General features: G+C 75.6%; 13 protein-coding genes and 1 pseudogene. 7 read left to right on the forward strand and 7 right to left on the reverse strand.

The genetic code is table 11. The features are described from left to right. Window positions 1-271: 271 nt before the first annotated feature. A complete protein-coding gene (locus OO48_RS28345; protein WP_063830754.1) occupies window positions 272-1,123 on the reverse strand; it encodes a DUF4253 domain-containing protein in 852 nt (283 codons plus the stop codon). A gap of 169 nt (window positions 1,124-1,292) precedes the next feature. Next, window positions 1,293-2,087 carry a GNAT family N-acetyltransferase gene (locus OO48_RS28350; protein ID WP_051732980.1) on the reverse strand — a complete coding sequence of 265 codons (795 nt, stop codon included), beginning with the start codon at window positions 2,085-2,087 and terminating at the stop codon, window positions 1,293-1,295. Window positions 2,088-2,301: 214 nt separating this feature from the next. Here OO48_RS28350 and OO48_RS34615 point away from each other — a divergent pair. Beyond that, window positions 2,302-3,211: pseudogene (locus OO48_RS34615) on the forward strand (NlpC/P60 family protein). A gap of 40 nt (window positions 3,212-3,251) precedes the next feature. Here the strand turns inward: OO48_RS34615 and OO48_RS28360 are convergent. Then, window positions 3,252-4,220, reverse strand: coding sequence for an EamA family transporter (locus OO48_RS28360; RefSeq protein ID WP_280842436.1), 969 nt, complete (start codon window positions 4,218-4,220; stop codon window positions 3,252-3,254). An 81-nt stretch (window positions 4,221-4,301) separates the two neighbouring features. On the opposite strand from OO48_RS28360, the gene OO48_RS28365 reads away from it, so the two are divergent. The 3 genes from OO48_RS28365 to metX all read left to right on the forward strand — a co-directional run bounded on the left by OO48_RS28365 (window position 4,302) and on the right by metX (window position 7,945). Further along, complete coding sequence (locus tag OO48_RS28365) at window positions 4,302-5,183, forward strand: LysR family transcriptional regulator (protein ID WP_033221325.1); 882 nt, start codon at window positions 4,302-4,304, stop codon at window positions 5,181-5,183. Window positions 5,184-5,474: 291 nt separating this feature from the next. Continuing rightward, on the forward strand, window positions 5,475-6,794 hold the full coding sequence (locus OO48_RS28370) for a bifunctional o-acetylhomoserine/o-acetylserine sulfhydrylase (protein ID WP_033221326.1): 1,320 nt from the start codon (window positions 5,475-5,477) through the stop codon (window positions 6,792-6,794). Beyond that, window positions 6,791-7,945 (forward strand): homoserine O-acetyltransferase MetX, encoded by a 1,155-nt coding sequence (gene metX, locus OO48_RS28375; protein WP_081952443.1) that lies wholly within the window; start codon window positions 6,791-6,793, stop codon window positions 7,943-7,945. The genes OO48_RS28370 and metX overlap by 4 nt, the downstream gene beginning before the upstream one ends. A 44-nt stretch (window positions 7,946-7,989) precedes the next feature. Here metX and OO48_RS28380 read toward each other — a convergent pair whose 3' ends face one another. Further along, on the reverse strand, window positions 7,990-8,412 hold the full coding sequence (locus OO48_RS28380; protein WP_033221330.1) for a DUF350 domain-containing protein: 423 nt from the start codon (window positions 8,410-8,412) through the stop codon (window positions 7,990-7,992). Window positions 8,413-8,554: 142 nt separating this feature from the next. Between OO48_RS28380 and OO48_RS28385 the strand changes: the two genes are divergently transcribed. Both OO48_RS28385 and OO48_RS28390 read left to right on the forward strand, forming a co-directional pair. Then, window positions 8,555-8,893: a hypothetical protein gene (locus tag OO48_RS28385; RefSeq protein ID WP_063830755.1), complete on the forward strand. Its 339-nt coding sequence runs from the start codon at window positions 8,555-8,557 to the stop codon at window positions 8,891-8,893. A gap of 5 nt (window positions 8,894-8,898) precedes the next feature. Continuing rightward, window positions 8,899-10,128 (forward strand): glutathionylspermidine synthase family protein, encoded by a 1,230-nt coding sequence (locus OO48_RS28390; protein ID WP_033221332.1) that lies wholly within the window; start codon window positions 8,899-8,901, stop codon window positions 10,126-10,128. 16 nt (window positions 10,129-10,144) lie between these two features. Here the strand turns inward: OO48_RS28390 and OO48_RS28395 are convergent, their stop codons facing one another. After that, entirely contained in the window at window positions 10,145-10,381 is a 237-nt protein-coding gene (locus OO48_RS28395) for a hypothetical protein (RefSeq protein ID WP_033221333.1), read from the reverse strand. Window positions 10,382-10,613: 232 nt separating this feature from the next. Continuing rightward, window positions 10,614-13,514: an ATP-binding protein gene (locus OO48_RS28400; RefSeq protein WP_033221335.1), complete on the reverse strand. Its 2,901-nt coding sequence runs from the start codon at window positions 13,512-13,514 to the stop codon at window positions 10,614-10,616. 592 nt (window positions 13,515-14,106) lie between these two features. Between OO48_RS28400 and OO48_RS28405 the strand changes: the two genes are divergently transcribed. After that, window positions 14,107-14,601, forward strand: a complete 495-nt coding sequence (locus OO48_RS28405) for a DUF5709 domain-containing protein (protein ID WP_063830756.1) — start codon at window positions 14,107-14,109, stop codon at window positions 14,599-14,601. 31 nt (window positions 14,602-14,632) lie between these two features. Here the strand turns inward: OO48_RS28405 and OO48_RS28410 are convergent, their stop codons facing one another. Beyond that, window positions 14,633-15,361 carry a carbon-nitrogen hydrolase family protein gene (locus tag OO48_RS28410; RefSeq protein ID WP_342449667.1) on the reverse strand — a complete coding sequence of 243 codons (729 nt, stop codon included), beginning with the start codon at window positions 15,359-15,361 and terminating at the stop codon, window positions 14,633-14,635. Window positions 15,362-15,651 lie beyond the last annotated feature (290 nt).

Raw genomic sequence — 15,651 nt, forward strand, 5'->3', positions numbered from 1 at the left:
TAGTCCGACCTGCGCCGCGTGCTGCCTTTCGTCTCGTCGGCAACCCTAGGGGCCGCTGTGGCGGGAACCCTGGCCTACGGAGGTCAAACCACCCCGTGGAGCGAATCTTCGTGCGATTCTTCACTCGCCCGAGCGGAGCGCGGTCAAGCACAATTGACGCCTCGTCAGCAGTCGTGCCGCAGGCCGCGCCGGGAACCGTTCCGGAGGTCGCGCCGGGAACCGCGGCGGGGCTCTCGCCGAACGCGGGGGGACCGCCCGGCCGCGGGGCCGGTCAGTCCCACCAGAACGACCACCGCTCCGCCCCGATCAGCCCGGCGGCGTACTCGGTGAGCGTGCCCGCGCCCTGGAAGATGTTGTCGGGGCAGAACGCCAGGTGCTCGGCGGCGATCCGGAGCGCGCCGCGCTCGTCGCCGGGCGGCGCGGCCACGCTCAACTCCAGGTCCGCGAAGCCGACCTGGACCAGCCGGGTGCCGTAGCGGCGCTCCCAATCCAGCAGGACGGCGGACACCTTGGCGATGTCGTCCTCGTGGTTGACCGGGCCGGACCACCCGCAGGCGGTGAGCGCCCCGGCCCCGCTGCCGGCGGCGACCAGTCCGATCCGCAGCCGCGCGTCGCGCGCGAGCAGTTCGCGGGCGAGCGCCCGGGCCGCCCCGTCGGGGTCGCCGACCCGCTCGGCGGCGGGCGCGGTGCCGGGCCAGCCGTCGAGGAACGGCGCGATGGAGCTCCCGAGTTCGGAGGCCTCCTCCGGGTCGAGCGGCTCGCCGTCGGAGTCCACCACCGTGGAGTACTCCCAGCCGGTGCGCAGCAGTGCGGCCGGGTCGTACCAGTCGGGTTCGCTGGCGGAGGCGGTGCTGAGCTCGCCCGTCCCCCACGGCCTGAACTCCTCGTCCTCCGCCCGCAGCGGCGCGAGCAGCAGTGGCCACAGCCCGGTGCGCGGGTGCGCGCGGTGGAGTTCCTCCCACAGCCCGAGCGGTGCGGGCCCGTCGCTCAGCCAGAGCACGGGGGCGGTGTCCTCTCCGCCGTCGAGGGGGCTGATCAGCCGCCCGGCCGGCAGCAGCCCGGCCACGGCGCTCGGGTCGCCGCCTGGCAGGAGACGGCGCAGATCGTGCTCGGCATCGGTCATGCGAACACGCTAGCGACCACCGCCGACGATCCCCGCCACCGCACCGCCGCACCGAACCCCCGCACCCCCGCACCCCAGTACCGAACCCCCGCACCCCCGCACCGCACCAGTACCGCACGGCCCGCCCACTACCGCGACCGCCGCCTCCCCGGGCGCCGCAGCCGCCCGCTCAGCGCCCTTCCGCCGCACCCCGCTGCGCCGCCGCGCCCAGCGACCGGTGTTCGAGGCCGAGTCGCCGGTAGAGCCCGATCGCCGGTCCGTTCCAGGCGTCCACCATCAGTGCGGCGTGCGTCGAACGTCCGAGGATCCCGGCGAGCACCAGCCGGCAGGCGGCGGCCGCGTGCCCGCGTCCGCGCCCGTGCGCGGGATCGCTGACGACACCCGCGAGCAGGCCGACGCTCGGGGCGGGCCAGGCGTCGGCGGCGACGGCGGTGAGCCGCCCCTCCTCGTCGCGGACGCCCGCCCAGGCCCGGACGCCCGGCCGGTGCGGGTGGGCGTGCGAGGCCGGGAAGTGCCGGTCGATCAGCTCCGCCGCCTCGTCCAGTTCGCCGGGCGCGAGCCAGCGCGCGACCGGCCGCCCGCCGTCGCCCCGGTGGGCACCGGCCCCGTCGAGGCCGCCGAGCGGCGGCAGGCCGGTCGCGGTGCGCTGCATCCACCCGAAGCTTCCGAGCGGTTCCAGGCCGTCCCGGTGGGCGCAGAGTTCGGCGAGCAGCCCGGCGTCGCCGAACGGGCGGTAGCCCGGGCCGACGAGGGCCAGCACCTCGTCCAGCAGCGGCAGCAGGTCCGCGAGGGGGCCGCGGACGGCGATCCGGTCGCGGCCGGAGAGGGCGGGGGTGGTGACGGCGACGGCCCGGCCGCGGGTCCAGGTGCGGGCGCCGCCGGCGAGTCCCTGGGCGGCCCAGACGAGCACGCTGTCATCGTCGGTGGCGGCGCGGAGTCGTTCCTCCGTGGTCAGTTCGAGCACGCACCCATTCTGTGTCCGGCCCCGTCCGCCGCCGCGCCCGGGGTCACCGCCCGGCCCCGGCCGGGGTTGACGTACAGTCAGTGACCACCGTCCGCAGCACGGTTCGAGGGCTTCGGGGGTGGACGCGGCGCCGGTATTTCATTACGGTCTGGCGTCAAACCTATATTCGGACGATCACTCGAACGAATGAGTCTGACCGGAAGAAGGAGCCTCGATGGCCTCCCACCGCCGCCCCAAGCAGCCGAGTCGCGCCCGGGTGGTCGTCCTCACGGGCGCCGCCGCGACCGCGGTCGCCCTCTCGGCCCAGGTCGGCGCGCAGGCGGCGCCCGCCCAGCCGTCCAAGGACGAGGTGAAGGCCCAGGTCGACAAGCTGTCCGAGGAGATGGAGCAGGCCACCGAGAAGTACAACGGCGCCAAGGAGCGGGCCGACCAGCTGCGCCAGCAGGCCGGGCAGCTGCAGGACCAGGTGGCCCGCAGCCAGGAGCAGCTGACCGAGCTGGCCTCGGGGCTCGCGGTGGTCGCCGCGGACGAGTACCGGCAGGGCGGCGTCGACCCGTCGATGCAGCTGATCCTCTCCGCCGACCCGGACCAGTACCTGGCCAAGGCGTCCTCCTTCGACCAGGCCGCCATCCAAGCTCGCCGAGTCGCGCCGGCTGCTCAACCAGCTCAGCGCCGCCGACCGCGCCGCGATCCTGGCCGACAACGAGGGCACCGCCTCGCGCGGCTCCGACCGGGTGGACCTCGGCTCCCTGCCGAAGGCGGGCAGCGCCGCCGCCCAGGCCGCCGTGGAGATCGCGCTCGCCCAGCGGGGCAAGCCGTACGTCTGGGGCGCCCAGGGGCCGAACAGCTTCGACTGCTCCGGGCTGATGGTGTACGCGTACGCACAGGCCGGCGTGCACCTGCCGCGCACCTCGCAGGAGCAGGCCGGCGCCGGCAGCAGCGTGGGCCGCGACTGGCACAACGCCCAGCCGGGCGACCTGGTGATCTACAACGTGCACGGCGCCCAGGACCACGTCGGCATGTACATCGGCAACGGCACGGTGGTGCACGCACCGAAGCCCGGGGCGCCGGTCCGCACCATGGCGGTCGACGCCCTGACCATCAGCACCATCCGCCGGATCTGACCCGGGCGCCCGCGCCCGGCGGCCGCTCAGCCCCGGCCGCTCAGCCTCGGCCGGCCGCGCGCCGCTCGGGCAGCTGCCCGGCCACGATCGACGCCAGCGCCAGCGCGAAGCCCAGCAGTTGCACCGGCCCGAGGGTCTGCCCCAGCAGCAGCGCACCCAGCACCGCCGCGACCAGCGGCGACAGCAGGCCCAGCACCGCGACGCTGGTGACCGGGAGCCGGCCGATGCCCTGGAACCAGAGCGCGTACGTGAGCAGCCCGCCGATCAGGCCGAGCCACAGGTAACCGAGCGCGGCCCGGCCGTCGACCGCGGGGGCCGCACCCTCGAACAGGAAGGTGGCGGGCAGCAGGAACAGTCCGCCGGCGGTGAGCTGCCAGCCCGTCAGCGCGAGCGGGCCGACGCCCTCGGGGCGCCCCCAGCGCTTGGTGAGCGTGACGCCGAGGCCCATGGTGGCGGCGCCGCCCAGCCCGGCGGCCACCCCGACGGCGTCCAGCGCCGCGGCCGGGCCGATCACCACCAGCCCGACGCCGAGCACCCCCACCAGCGCCCAGCCGAGCCGCCTGGCCGACAGCCGCTGCCGGAGCACCGGAACGGCGAGCAGCGCGACGACCATCGGCTGGGCCGCGCCGAGGGTGGCGGCCACGCCGCCGGGGAGGCGTTCGGCGGCGGTGAACAGCAGCGGCAGGAACAGGCCGATGTTCAGCACGCCGAGCACGGCGGCCTTGCCCCACCAACTGCCGCGCGGCAGCGTCCGGGTGAGGGCGAGTGCGATCAGTCCGGCGGGCAGGGCGCGCAGCAGGGCGGCGAACATCGGGTGGCCGGGGGGCAGCAGTTCGGTGGTGACCACGTAGGTGGTGCCCCACACCATCGGGGCCAGCGCGGTGAGCGCGGTGCGGCGCAGGGTGCCGGATCCGGTGTCCGCGCCGCTGCCGTTCCGGGGCGGACCGGCGTGCGGGGCAGGGGTGTCGAGCGGGCTGGGGGTCGAGGTGGTGCCGATGTTCGCTCTCATGTCCAGCAGTCTGACCCCGGCCCGATCGATGAGTCCAACACATGTTTGTCAGCTCATTGATCTCGATTCAAGATGGATCCCATGGAACTCCAGCAGTTGCGCTACGTCCTCGCGGTCGCCGAGACACTGAGCTTCACCCGGGCCGCCGAGCGCTGCCTGGTCGTGCAGTCGGCGCTCAGCCACCAGATCGCCCGGCTCGAACAGGAGCTGGGCGCCCGTCTGTTCGAACGCACCAGCCGCAAGGTCCGGCTGACCGACGCCGGGGAGGCGTTCCTGCCGGCCGCCCGGCAGTGCCTGGAGGCGGCCGAGCGGGCGGCCGCCGAGGTCGCGGCGGCGGTCGGCGAGGTGCGCGGGCGGCTCGCGGTCGGGCTGATCTCGACCGTCACCGCGGTGGACATCCCGGCCGGGCTGCGCGAGTTCCGCGGCCGGCACCCCCGGGTGCGGATCAGCCTTCGGGTGGGCGCCAGCAAGGACCTGGTCGAGCAGGTCCGCCAGGGGGCCCTGGACGTCGCCTTCCTCGGGCTACCCACCACCTTCCGGCCCGAGGGCGTCACGGCCCGCGAACTCGCCCGCGGCCGGCTGGTGGCCGCCGTCTCCCCGGACCACCCGCTGGCCGCCCGGGAGCGGGTGCCGCTGCGCGAGCTGGCCGCCGAGCCCTTCGTCGACCTCCCGGCGGGCAGCGCGGGCCGGGCCCAGACCGACCTGGCGTTCGCCGCCGCCGGGCTGGTGCGCGACGTGGCCTTCGAGGTGGACGAGGCCTCCTACATCCCGCGCCTGGTCGGACCGGGCCTGGCGGTGGCCATGCTGCCCGCCGCGTACGTCCCGCAGTTGGCCGGCATCGCGGTCGTCGAGGTCACCGACGCGCCGACCCGGATCGAGACGGTGGTCTGGCCGCGCACCGGGCCCACCCCGGCGACCGCGGCGTTCCTCGCCCTGCTCGGCATCCCGGGCGAAGCCGGCTGAACCGGGCCGCCCGATCAGTAATTCACATGACACTACGATCAGATGATGACCCGTCAGGTCTCCGGTGCGTTGCGCCCCGTGTCCTCCCGTTTCCGCTTCCGCGATCCGCTGGCGGGCCGTTCACGGCCTGTGCTTACCTGACGCCGTGACCGTCCGGCGGCGCCGCCGCGCCGCCGGCACGGAGGGCACCCCGGGCCGTCCGGCCCGTCGACGGTGCCCCTCCCCGCCCTCCCGCGCCCGAGCGACGGCTCCGCCGTGCCCGCCCGCGCCCGTGACCCGTACAGGAGCAGCATGTCCGAGCAGAGCCCCGAGGCCGTTCCCGGCTGGTCGTTCGAGACCCGGCAGATCCACGCGGGCGCGCAGCCCGACCCGGCGACCGGGGCGCGGGCGGTGCCGATCTACCAGACCACCTCCTTCGCCTTCCGGGACACCGCGCACGCCGCCGACCTGTTCTCGCTCGCCGAGCCGGGCAACATCTACACCCGCATCCACAATCCGACCACCGACGTGCTGGAGCAGCGCCTGGCCTCGCTGGAGGGCGGCGTGGCGGCGGTCGCGCTGGCCTCCGGTCAGGCGGCCGAGACGCTGGCGCTGCTGACGGTGGCCCAGGCGGGCGACCACCTGGTCTCCTCGGCCTCGCTGTACGGCGGCACCTACAACCTGCTGCGGCACACGCTGCCCAGGTTCGGCATCGAGGTGAGCTTCGTCGAGGACCCGGACGACCCGGAGGCGTGGCGGTCGGCGATCCGGCCGAACACCAAGGCGCTGTTCGCGGAGTCGCTGGGTAACCCGCGCGGCAACGTGCTGGACGTGCGCGGCGTCGCGGACGTCGCGCACGCCGCCGGGGTCCCGCTGATCGTCGACAACACGGTGCCGACCCCGTACCTGCTGCGGCCGCTGGAGCACGGCGCGGACGTCGTGGTGCACTCGGCGACCAAGTTCCTCGGCGGGCACGGCACCACCATCGGCGGCGTGGTCGTGGACGGCGGGAGCTTCGACTTCGGCGCCCACCCGGAGCGCTTCCCCGGTTTCAACGAGCCCGACCCGAGCTACCACGGCCTGCGCTTCTGGGACGCCCTCGGCCCGGGCGCGTTCGCCGCCAAGCTGCGGGTGCAACTGCTGCGCGACCTCGGCCCCGCGCTCTCCCCGCACTCGGCCTTCCTGCTGCTCCAGGGCGTGGAGACGCTGTCGCTGCGGCTGGAGCGGCACACCGCGAACGCCCTGGAACTGGCCCGCTGGCTGGAGCAGCGCGACGAGGTCGCGGCCGTCCACTACCCGGGCCTGCCGTCCAGCCGCTGGTACGCGGCGGCCCAGCGCTACCTGCCGCGCGGCGCGGGCGCGGTGCTCTCCTTCGAGCTGCGCGACGGCGTCGAGGCGGGCCGGCGGTTCGTGGACGGGCTGGAGCTGTTCAGCCACCTCGCCAACATCGGGGACGTGCGCAGCCTGGTGATCCACCCGGCCTCGACCACCCACAGCCAGCTGGACGCCGAGCAGTTGACGGCCACCGGGACGGCGCCGGGCCTGGTGCGGCTGTCGGTCGGTCTGGAGAGCGTCACGGACCTGCGGGCCGACCTGGAGGCGGGTTTCCGTTCGGCGAAGGGCGCGTCCTGAACGGCCTGGCTCAGCACGCCGTCCCACCGGCCTCCGGGGCCTGGCGGGACGGCGACCCGGTCGGCGGGCGGCGCTGGTTCGCGCTGCCCGGGCCGCTCGCCCTGGAGGCGGGCGGCACCCTGCCCGGGGCCCGGCTGGCGTACCAGACCTGGGGATCGCCGCGCCCGGACGGCTCCAACGCGGTGCTGGTGCTGCACGCGCTGACCGGGGACAGCCACCTCACCGGGCCGGCCGGACCCGGGCACCCGACGCCGGGCTGGTGGACGGAGCTGGTCGGACCGGGGCGGCCGCTGGACACCGACCGCTGGTTCGTGGTCGCGCCGAACGTGCTCGGCGGCTGCCAGGGCTCCACCGGCCCGGCCTCGACCGCACCGGACGGGCGGCCGTGGGGCAGCAGGTTCCCGTTCCTCACCCAGCGCGACCAGGTCGCCGCCGAGGTGCGCCTCGCGGACGCCCTCGGGATCGGCCGCTGGGCGCTGGTGGTCGGCGGGTCGATGGGCGGGATGCGCGCCCTGGAGTGGGCGGTGGCGCACCCGGAACGGGTCGGGGCGCTGCTGGTGCTGGCCACCGCGGCGGCCGCCTCGGCCGAGCAGATCGCGCACGCCTCCGCGCAGTTGCACGCGATCCGCGCGGACCCGGGGTGGCACGGCGGCGACTACCACCACCTGCCGCCGGGCCGCGGCCCGCACCGGGGCCTGGGCCTGGCCCGCCGCCTGGCCCAGATCACCTACCGCAGCGAGAGCGAGCTCGCCGCCCGCTTCGGCCGCGCCCCGCAGTCCGGCGAACACCCGTGGCGCGGCGGGCGGTTCGCCGTCGAGTCGTACCTGGACCACCACGCCGCGAAACTCGCCCACCGCTTCGACGCGGGGAGTTACGTCGTCCTCAACCAGGCCATGAACGCGCACGACCTCGGCCGGGGCCGGGGCGGCACCGCCGCGGCGCTGCGCCGGGCCGCCGTTCCGGCGCTGGTCGCCGCGGTCGACTCGGACCGGCTGTACCCGCCCGCCCAGCAGGCCGAACTGGCGGCGCTGCTGCCGGACGCCGACGCGCCGCGGGTGCTCTCCTCGCCGTACGGCCACGACGGGTTCCTGCTGGAGACCGGTCAGGTGGCGCCGCTGCTCGCCGAACTGCTGCCGGCCGTCCGCCGCTGACCCGGCCCTCCGGCCCTTTCGGTCCTGCTCTTCCGGCCGCTCGCTCAGGCGATCGAGGCGGCCACGATCGCGGCGGCGGCCAGGTTGCAACTGGCCGAGACCCACACCGCCGGGTGCGGCTCGGTGGAGACCAGGATCGCGCCGAGCCGCCCGGGCGTGAGCAGGTCCAGCAGCCAGAACGCGAGCGCCATCAGCAGCAGGCCCAGGGCGCCGAAGCAGAGCGTGGACAGCAGGCCCTTGCCGAAGTCCTCGTAGGTGTACCGGATCGCGGTGTACACGATGCCGCCGACGCCGAGCAGCGCCGAACTGAGCAGCACGGCCGCGTTGCGGTTGCCCTCGGCCCAGATCAGCCGGCCCAGCTTGCCGGGGGTGAGGACGTCGATCAGCAGGTAGCCGAGCAGCAGCAGCACCAGGCCGACCAGGCCGTAGACGGCGGCCGCGCCGAGGCCGTGGAGTATGTCGTTCATCTGCGGGGGCTCCCCGGGGGTCGGGCGGCCGGGAGCCGCGCCGTGGTCAAGGATCGGCAAAAGATATCCCATGCCCCTGGCGTCCCGTCAGTTTCCGGGGCACCTCCCCCGCCCTCCGGCGGCACGCGTACGATGATCCGCCATGACACCGCCGCCCTCCTCCTCCGCCGGACCGGACCGGTCGATACCCGGTGCCCGCCGCCGCTCGGGCTTCGTCGCCCTGGGAATGGTCGGCACCCTCGCGCTGACCCTCTCCGGCTGCTCCTCGTCCACCAGGACGCCCAGCCGCTGCGTCGACCCGAACACGCTCAAGGTCCTCGACTCGCACTCCTGCTCGGCCGGCGGTTCGGGCGCGGGCCAGTGGTACTACTGCGGCTCCGGCACCGCCACCGCCAGCGGCGGCACCTTCAGCAAGTCCGCCGCCAAGCGCGGCGGCTTCGGCTGCCCCAAGGGGAGCAGCAGCGGCTCGGGCGGGGGCTGATCCGGGTGCGCCGCCACACCATCGCCCCGCGCCCCGACTGGCTGGCCACCGTCGAGTCCCAGGGCCTCGTGTACGCGATGTGCTCCGACCCGTGCAACCAGGGCGGCCCGCACGCCTACTGGGACGAGAGCGCCTACTACGAGTTCTCGCTGCCCGAGGTCGAGGCCCTGGAGGAGGTCGTCGAGGAACTCCACGAGCTCTCCCTGGCCGCCGCCGACCACGTGGTGCGCACCGGCCGCTTCGCCGACTTCGGCATCACCGACCCGCGCCTGGCCGCCGTCGTCGCCGAGTCCTGGCGCCGCCGCGACGAGCAGCCCAGCGTGTACGGCCGCTTCGACCTCGCCTACGACGGCACCGGCCCGGCCAAGCTCTTCGAGTACAACGCCGACACCCCCACCTCGCTGATCGAGGCCGCCGGGCCGCAGTGGTTCTGGATGGAGGAGCGCTTCCCCGAGGCCGACCAGTGGAACTCGCTGCACGAGCGGCTGGTCGAGTCCTGGGCGAGCCAGAAGCACCTCCTGCCGCCCGGGCCCGTCCACTTCGCCCACTCCCGCGGCGACACCGAGGGCGAGGACTGGCTCACCACCCTCTACCTGCAGGAGTGCGCCGAGCAGGCCGGCCTGCGGACCGTGGGCATCGCGATGGAGGACATCGGCTGGGACGAGCTGTCCGGCCGCTTCGTCGACCTCGAACACCGCTTCATCCGCTCCGCGTTCAAGCTCTACCCCTGGGAGTGGCTGGTGGACGACGAGTTCGCCGACCACCTGCTGGACGTCATCGACCTCGGCGGCGGCACCGGCTCCACCCTGTGGATCGAGCCCGCCTGGAAGATGCTGCTCTCCAACAAGGCCCTGCTCGCCGTCCTGTGGGAGCTCAACCCCGGCCACCCCAACCTGCTGCCCGCCTACCTCGACGGCCCGCGCGAGCTCGCCGATCCGGACGGCCCGGGGTACGCGGCCAAGCCGCTGCTCGGCCGGGAGGGCGCCGGCATCCGCATCGTCGAGCCCGACGGCAACCAGACCCGGCTGGCCGACTGGGCCGGCGACCCCGACCGCTACGGCGCCGAGGGCTACTGCTACCAGCAGTACCACCCGCTGCCCGACTTCGACGGCAACCGTCCCGTCCTGGGCACCTGGGTCGTCGACGACGAGTCCGCCGGCCTGGGCATCCGCGAGACGGACGACAGCCCCATCACCCACCAGGGCGCGCGCTTCCTCCCCCACCTGATCCGCTGAGCCCCGTTCCCCCTCCTCAGCCCTCGCAGGCCGCGGGGCGGCCCCCGTACGACCGCTGTGCGGGGATCCGCACCGCCGGGCCGCCCGCCGCCGGCGCCGGGTACCGGGGGGTGATCCGCGCCAGCGAGGCCAGCCGGGCGCGGCTGGTCTGCCGCTCCACCGTCCCCCGATAACGGGTCCGGCGGCCGGTGGACACGTCCGGGGCGGTGAAGTGCTCGGCGGCGTAGCGGCGGAAGAGTTCACGGCGGGTCATCGAAACCTCCTGGGCGGCTGTCATCGGGGACGCTCCAAGCAAAACCCGCCCCCCGGGGCCGAACAATGCGTATCTTCTACCCAACCTCCGCCCCGAACCCTGGGTACCCGCGCCCGCGCCGCGTCCGACCACTGACCACCCGTCAGCCGGGGGCGGCCGCCCCGCACCGCCCGCACCGCCCCGCGCGCCACCCGTGGCCATGGCCCTTCCCGCTCCGGGCGCTTCCTCCCGCTCAGCCCCCGCTCTCGGCCAGCGCCTCCGCCACGCCCTTCCGCCCCACTCCCAGCTTCCGCAGCACGCTGGCCACGTGGTGCTCGACCGTGCGCGGTGACAGGAACAGGGCTTGGGCGATGTCCTGGTTGCTGACGCCCTGCCCCACCAGTTCCGCGACCTGCCGCTCGCGCGGCGAGAGCGCCTCGCCGTAGCCGCGCCGCCCGGGCGAGGCCGTCCGCCCCAGGCCCGAGTCCCGCCGGACGTGCTGGCAGCGGGCGGCGTCGGAGGCCGCCCCGAGCGTGTCGTAGGCGGCTTCGGCGGCGGCCAGCCGCTCGGCCGCGGTCTGCGGTTCGCGGTCGGCGAGCGCCCGCGCCAGCCGTTCCTCCGCCTTCGCGGCCTCGTAGGGGCGGCCGATGCTCCGCCAGGCGTCCCGGGCCCGGCGGTAGGACTCGACCGCCCCGCCCGGGTCCGTCCCCTCCAGCAGGACGCCCCGCGCCTGGTGCAGCCCCGCGTGCGCGGCGGGTGCGTCCACCCCGTCGAGCGCCTCCGCCGCCTCCTCGGTGAGGTGCCGGGCCGCACCCTCGTCACCCACGCCCCGGGCGACCTCCACGGCGATCGGCAGCACCTCCCCGCTGCGGGCCCACGCCCCGGCCTGGCGCAGGACCGCGACGGCGGGCCCCAGCACGACGGCGGCGGCCTCCGCGCCGTGCTCCGCCAACTCCACCCCGCCCAGCCCGGCGGCGGCCCGGATCGCCGCGGTGACCTGCGACTCCCGTTCCCCGTACCTGGCGGCGGACTCGAACTCGGCCCGGGCGACCGCCAGTCGGCCCCGCGAGGCGGCGATCCGGCCGAACAGCATGGCGCGTTCGCCCTTGGCCATCGCCACGTCCGGGTACTCGGCGCAGAGCGCCTCGAACCGCTCCTCCAGCCCCCGCCAGCGCCCGGCCAGGCCGTCGAGGCGCAGCAGGGCGATCCGGCTGTAGCACTCCAGGTAGGAGACCGCGGCCTGCCGGGCCAGGGCGCGGCTCTCGGCGAGCAGCCGTCCGGCCCGTTGGTCGTGGCCGGTCTCCAAGGAGATGTCGCCGACGTTGAACAGGGCCCGGGTGGTCTGCCGGACGAGTTCGGGGCTGGAGGCGTCGCGCGGCAGCCGGTCGAGTTCGGGCCACAGCCCGGGGTCGCCCTGGCGGGCTCGGAAGGTGAGCCGGGTGGCGCGGTAGGCGGCGGCCACCTCTTCGTCGGGCTCGGCCTCCAGCGCGGCGGCGGCCCTGGCCATCCGCTCCCAGGCCGCGGAGCCCTCGCCGTCGCGTTCGTTCATCGCGAGCGCGACCAGGGCCCGGGCGGCGCGGGCCGGCCGGGCGGCGATGAGCTCGTCGGCGGCCTGTTCGATCAGCGCGAAGCCGTCGCGGTCGCCGCCCTGGACGGCGATCCGCAGTCCGAGGGTCAGCCGGACCTCGCCGCGGTCGGCGACCGGCAGCCGGGGGTCGGCGATGATGCCGGCCAGCACGTCGGTGCTGGCGGCGTCGTAGGCGGCGTTCGCGGCGAGGCCGGCCAGCGCCCGGGCGGCCCGGCCCCGGCGCTCGGGGGTGAGGTCGGCCTCGGCGAGCAGTTCGCGCAGCAGCGAGCCGGCGGCCGCGGTGTCGCCCTGCTGCACGGCCTGCTCGGCGGCGGCTTCGGCGGCCCGCGACCAGGCGTCCCGGTCGCCGAGGGCGCGGGTGTGCGCGGCGATCCGGACGAGCGGCTGCGGCTCCATGGTGCGCAGCGCCTCAATGGCCCGGCGGTGGAGCGCGGAGCGGATCGGGCCCGGTATCCGCCGGTACGCCACCTGCCGGGCCGGTTCCCGGCGGAACGCGTACCTGGCCGGGGCGGGCTCGTCCAGCACGGCCGCGCGCAGGGCCTCCACCAGGCCGGGGGAGACCTGTTCGGCGGGCAGCCCGGAGACCTCGGCGATCAGTTCCTCACCGGCCGGCTCGTCCAGCACGGCGGCGGCCTCCGTGACCCGGCGGGCGTGTTCGCCGAGGCCCGCCAGCCGTTCGGTGACCGCCTCGCGCAGGCCGCGGGCCGGCTCCGCGCCGGTCAGGGCCGCGACGGGGTCGGTCCGCCGACCGGCCTCGGGCAGGGCCGCCAGGTCCTCGAGGATCGTGGCCGGGAGCCCGCCCGACCGTTCGTGCAACAGGGCGGCGAGCGCGGCCGCGGTACCGGCCGCACCACCGGGCCCGGGGGCCCCGGCGGGGCCGACCGCGCTGCCGCCGAGCGCGGCGCGGGCCAGTTCCAGCACCTCCGCCTGCTCCAGGGGGCCGACCCGGAGCGACCCGCCGGAGACTCCCGGCGGGCAGCGGTAGGCCGTTCCCAGCACGGGCGCGCCGTCCGGCAGTTCCTCCGGCCGGTAGGTCACCACCAGCGAGAGGCCCGGGTGCGGGTCCCTGGCCAGCAGCAGCAAGAGCTCCCGGGTCGCCCGATCGGCCCACTGCGCGTCCTCGACCAGCAGCACCGCCTCGCCCAGCACGTCGAACAGCGCCTCGAACAGGGCCCGCAGGCCCCGGGTCAGCCGGTGGCCCTCGTCGCCCGCCGCACCGGGGGCGTCCTCCGGCAGCAGGTCGGCCAGGTCCGGCAGCCTGCTCCGGAGCGCCCCGGTGCTCGGCGGCAGCCGGGCGGCCTCCGCCAGCGCCGGACGGCTGCGCCGCAGCGCGTCCAGCAGCGGGCCGTAGGGGGTCGGCTCGGCCACCGGGTGGCACCGGCCGGTCAGCACCCGCTCCCCCGGTATTCCGGACTCGATCAGTGCCCGCCCGACCAGCGCGGACTTCCCGGCCCCGGCCTCGCCCTCCACCAGCACCACGGACGGTGCGGCCCGGAGCGCCCGGACCAGCCACGCCACTTCGCGCCGCCGTCCGACGAAACCCGGCACTCCGCCGTCCTGCCTCATCACCGCACGCCTCGCCCGCACATCCGGTCCGACCGCACAGACCGGCGAGAGCGCGTACGTTCCATGGGCCCCATCATGCCGTGCCGCCCTGCCGCCCCGGATAGCCGCGCTCCGCCCCGGCCCGGCCCGCCCCGCTCCGCCCTCACCCTCCCCCACTCCCGCGATCCGTCCGCTCCGCCGTCTCCCGCGTCTCCCGCGATCCGGGCCGCGCCCGGCCGGCACCCGGTCACCGGGCGTGTCCGCCATCTCCATCACCGTTACCACCTCGCTGTCCTTCCGATCCGTCCGGCACCTCCCGGCCCATCTCCGCTGACGCGTTCTCGGCCGCCGGCCGCCGGCCGCCGCCTGCCGGACCCGGACATCGTCCGCTCCGTAACGCCCCTCCCGGCCGACCGGCGGTCGACCCGCTGCCGGGCCCCCCACCTGCGAGGCAGCCTGTTTCCCGTCCTTCCGCGCCTCTTCCGGAGGCCGTTCGCCCCGGTACCGGGCCCGGGTCCTCGCCGCCGCGCCGTGTTGCGGGCGGGGTGGCTCCCTGGCGAGCATGAAGAAACTGCGTGCGACCTCACCCCGAGTGACGAGGACAGGTGCTGTCATGACCGACTGGGACGACCAGGACCCGGAGCCCGCGGAGGATGACGGCGTCCTCGAACCTGCCGATTCCCTGCTCACCGATCGGCTGGACGACGACCCGCTCGACACCGGGGTCATCCCGCCGGACGGCTACCAGGGCGCCACCGCGTACGGCACCACCCCCGAAGAAGCCGAGCGCGGCGAGTCCCTGGACCAGCTGCTGGCGGAGGAGGAACCCGACGACAGCCCCGAGGCGGTCGACGACCGCTGGGCCGACGGACCTTCGCCCCGGGCCGGCCGCCTGGTCGAGGACGGTATCGACACCGAGGGCACCGACGTCGGCCCGGACGCCGGCGCCGCGACCGCGGAGGAGGCCGCCGTGCACCTGGTGTACCCGGACGAGGACGCCGAGGCCGAGTTCGACGACGCCGAGCCGGACGAGCCGCTGCGCAAGGCGGTCCGGTTCACCGTGCTCGACGACCTGGCCGACCGCGTGCCCGACGACGACTACCGCTGAGCCCCGGCCCGGCACGCCGGGCTCTCCGTTCTCAGTCGCGCACCTCCACCTCCAGGTCGGCCACCAGCAGCCGGGGCCCGCTCTCGTCGGCCTCGACCACCACGGCCCCGTCCGGTGCCCACGCGGCGCTGCCCCCGCAGCCCGTCCACGGCCCGGCGGGGCCGACGTGGTTGGCGAGCACCACGTACATCCCCGTGGCCTTCGCGATCGCCGGATGGACGGCACCGCGCTCCTCGCGTCCGCCTCCCGTCCCGTACAGCGAGCTCGCGAGGTGGACCCGGCAGCCCTGGGCGGCGTTCCGCGCGGGCACCTCGGGGAAGTGGTTGTCGAAGCAGGTGCCCAGCGAGTAGCCGATGCCGTCCGCCCAGAAACGGCCGCCACCGCTGCCCGGTTCGAACACCTCCCGCTCGTTCTCGTACAGGTGCTCCTTCGCGTACACCGCCACCACGGCGCCGTCCGGCGCGTATACGGTGCTGACGATCTGCGGCCGGCCTCCCGGCCCCGCCGCGGCCCCGTTGACCACCAGGGTGATCCCCGTGGCGCGCAGCGGGTCGAGGCGCGCGTCCTCCGCTTCGGTCCACAGCGTCCGGTCCGCGCCGATCAGCCCAGGCGCGTACCCGGTGAGCGCCAGCTCCGGACAGACCATCACCGTGCTGCCGGCCTCCCTCGCCTCCGACGCCAAGTCGGCGATCCGCCGCACGTTGGCCCTCACGTCTCCCTCGACGCACCCGAACTGGGCCGCCGCCACCCGCACCCGCACCCGCCCGCTCCCTTCTCCGCCGCTCCGACCGCCCGAACGCTACCGGCCGCACCTGCGCCACACTGCTCCCCGTCCGGCTTTCGCCCGATACCTGTAACGGCCCGGCCCACTGGACTGCGCCACCGGGCGTCACCGTCCTCACCACCGACCCCGGATCGTGACCGCCGCCCTCCAGACCGACCGGCTGCCGGCCAGGGCTGTTGCAAAGTCCCAGTGAGCGCATGAGTCCGCAGGTCATAGCGGGGTGAGAAGCGGGGGTCGACCCGTCACGTACGCATCGAAGCTCCGGT

This window comes from Kitasatospora phosalacinea (assembly GCF_000716545.1).
GTDB lineage: Bacteria > Actinomycetota > Actinomycetes > Streptomycetales > Streptomycetaceae > Kitasatospora > Kitasatospora phosalacinea.

Coding starts and splice junctions, on each gene's coding strand:
- OO48_RS28345 (WP_063830754.1), bottom strand. CDS start 1,123: ATGACCGATGCCGAGCACGATCTGCGCCGTCTCCTGCCAGGCGGCGAC.
- OO48_RS28360 (WP_280842436.1), bottom strand. CDS start 4,220: ATGAGAGCGAACATCGGCACCACCTCGACCCCCAGCCCGCTCGACACC.
- OO48_RS28365 (WP_033221325.1), top strand. CDS start 4,302: ATGGAACTCCAGCAGTTGCGCTACGTCCTCGCGGTCGCCGAGACACTG.
- OO48_RS28370 (WP_033221326.1), top strand. CDS start 5,475: ATGTCCGAGCAGAGCCCCGAGGCCGTTCCCGGCTGGTCGTTCGAGACC.
- OO48_RS28380 (WP_033221330.1), bottom strand. CDS start 8,412: ATGAACGACATACTCCACGGCCTCGGCGCGGCCGCCGTCTACGGCCTG.
- OO48_RS28385 (WP_063830755.1), top strand. CDS start 8,555: ATGACACCGCCGCCCTCCTCCTCCGCCGGACCGGACCGGTCGATACCC.
- OO48_RS28395 (WP_033221333.1), bottom strand. CDS start 10,381: ATGACCCGCCGTGAACTCTTCCGCCGCTACGCCGCCGAGCACTTCACC.
- OO48_RS28400 (WP_033221335.1), bottom strand. CDS start 13,514: ATGAGGCAGGACGGCGGAGTGCCGGGTTTCGTCGGACGGCGGCGCGAA.
- OO48_RS28405 (WP_063830756.1), top strand. CDS start 14,107: ATGACCGACTGGGACGACCAGGACCCGGAGCCCGCGGAGGATGACGGC.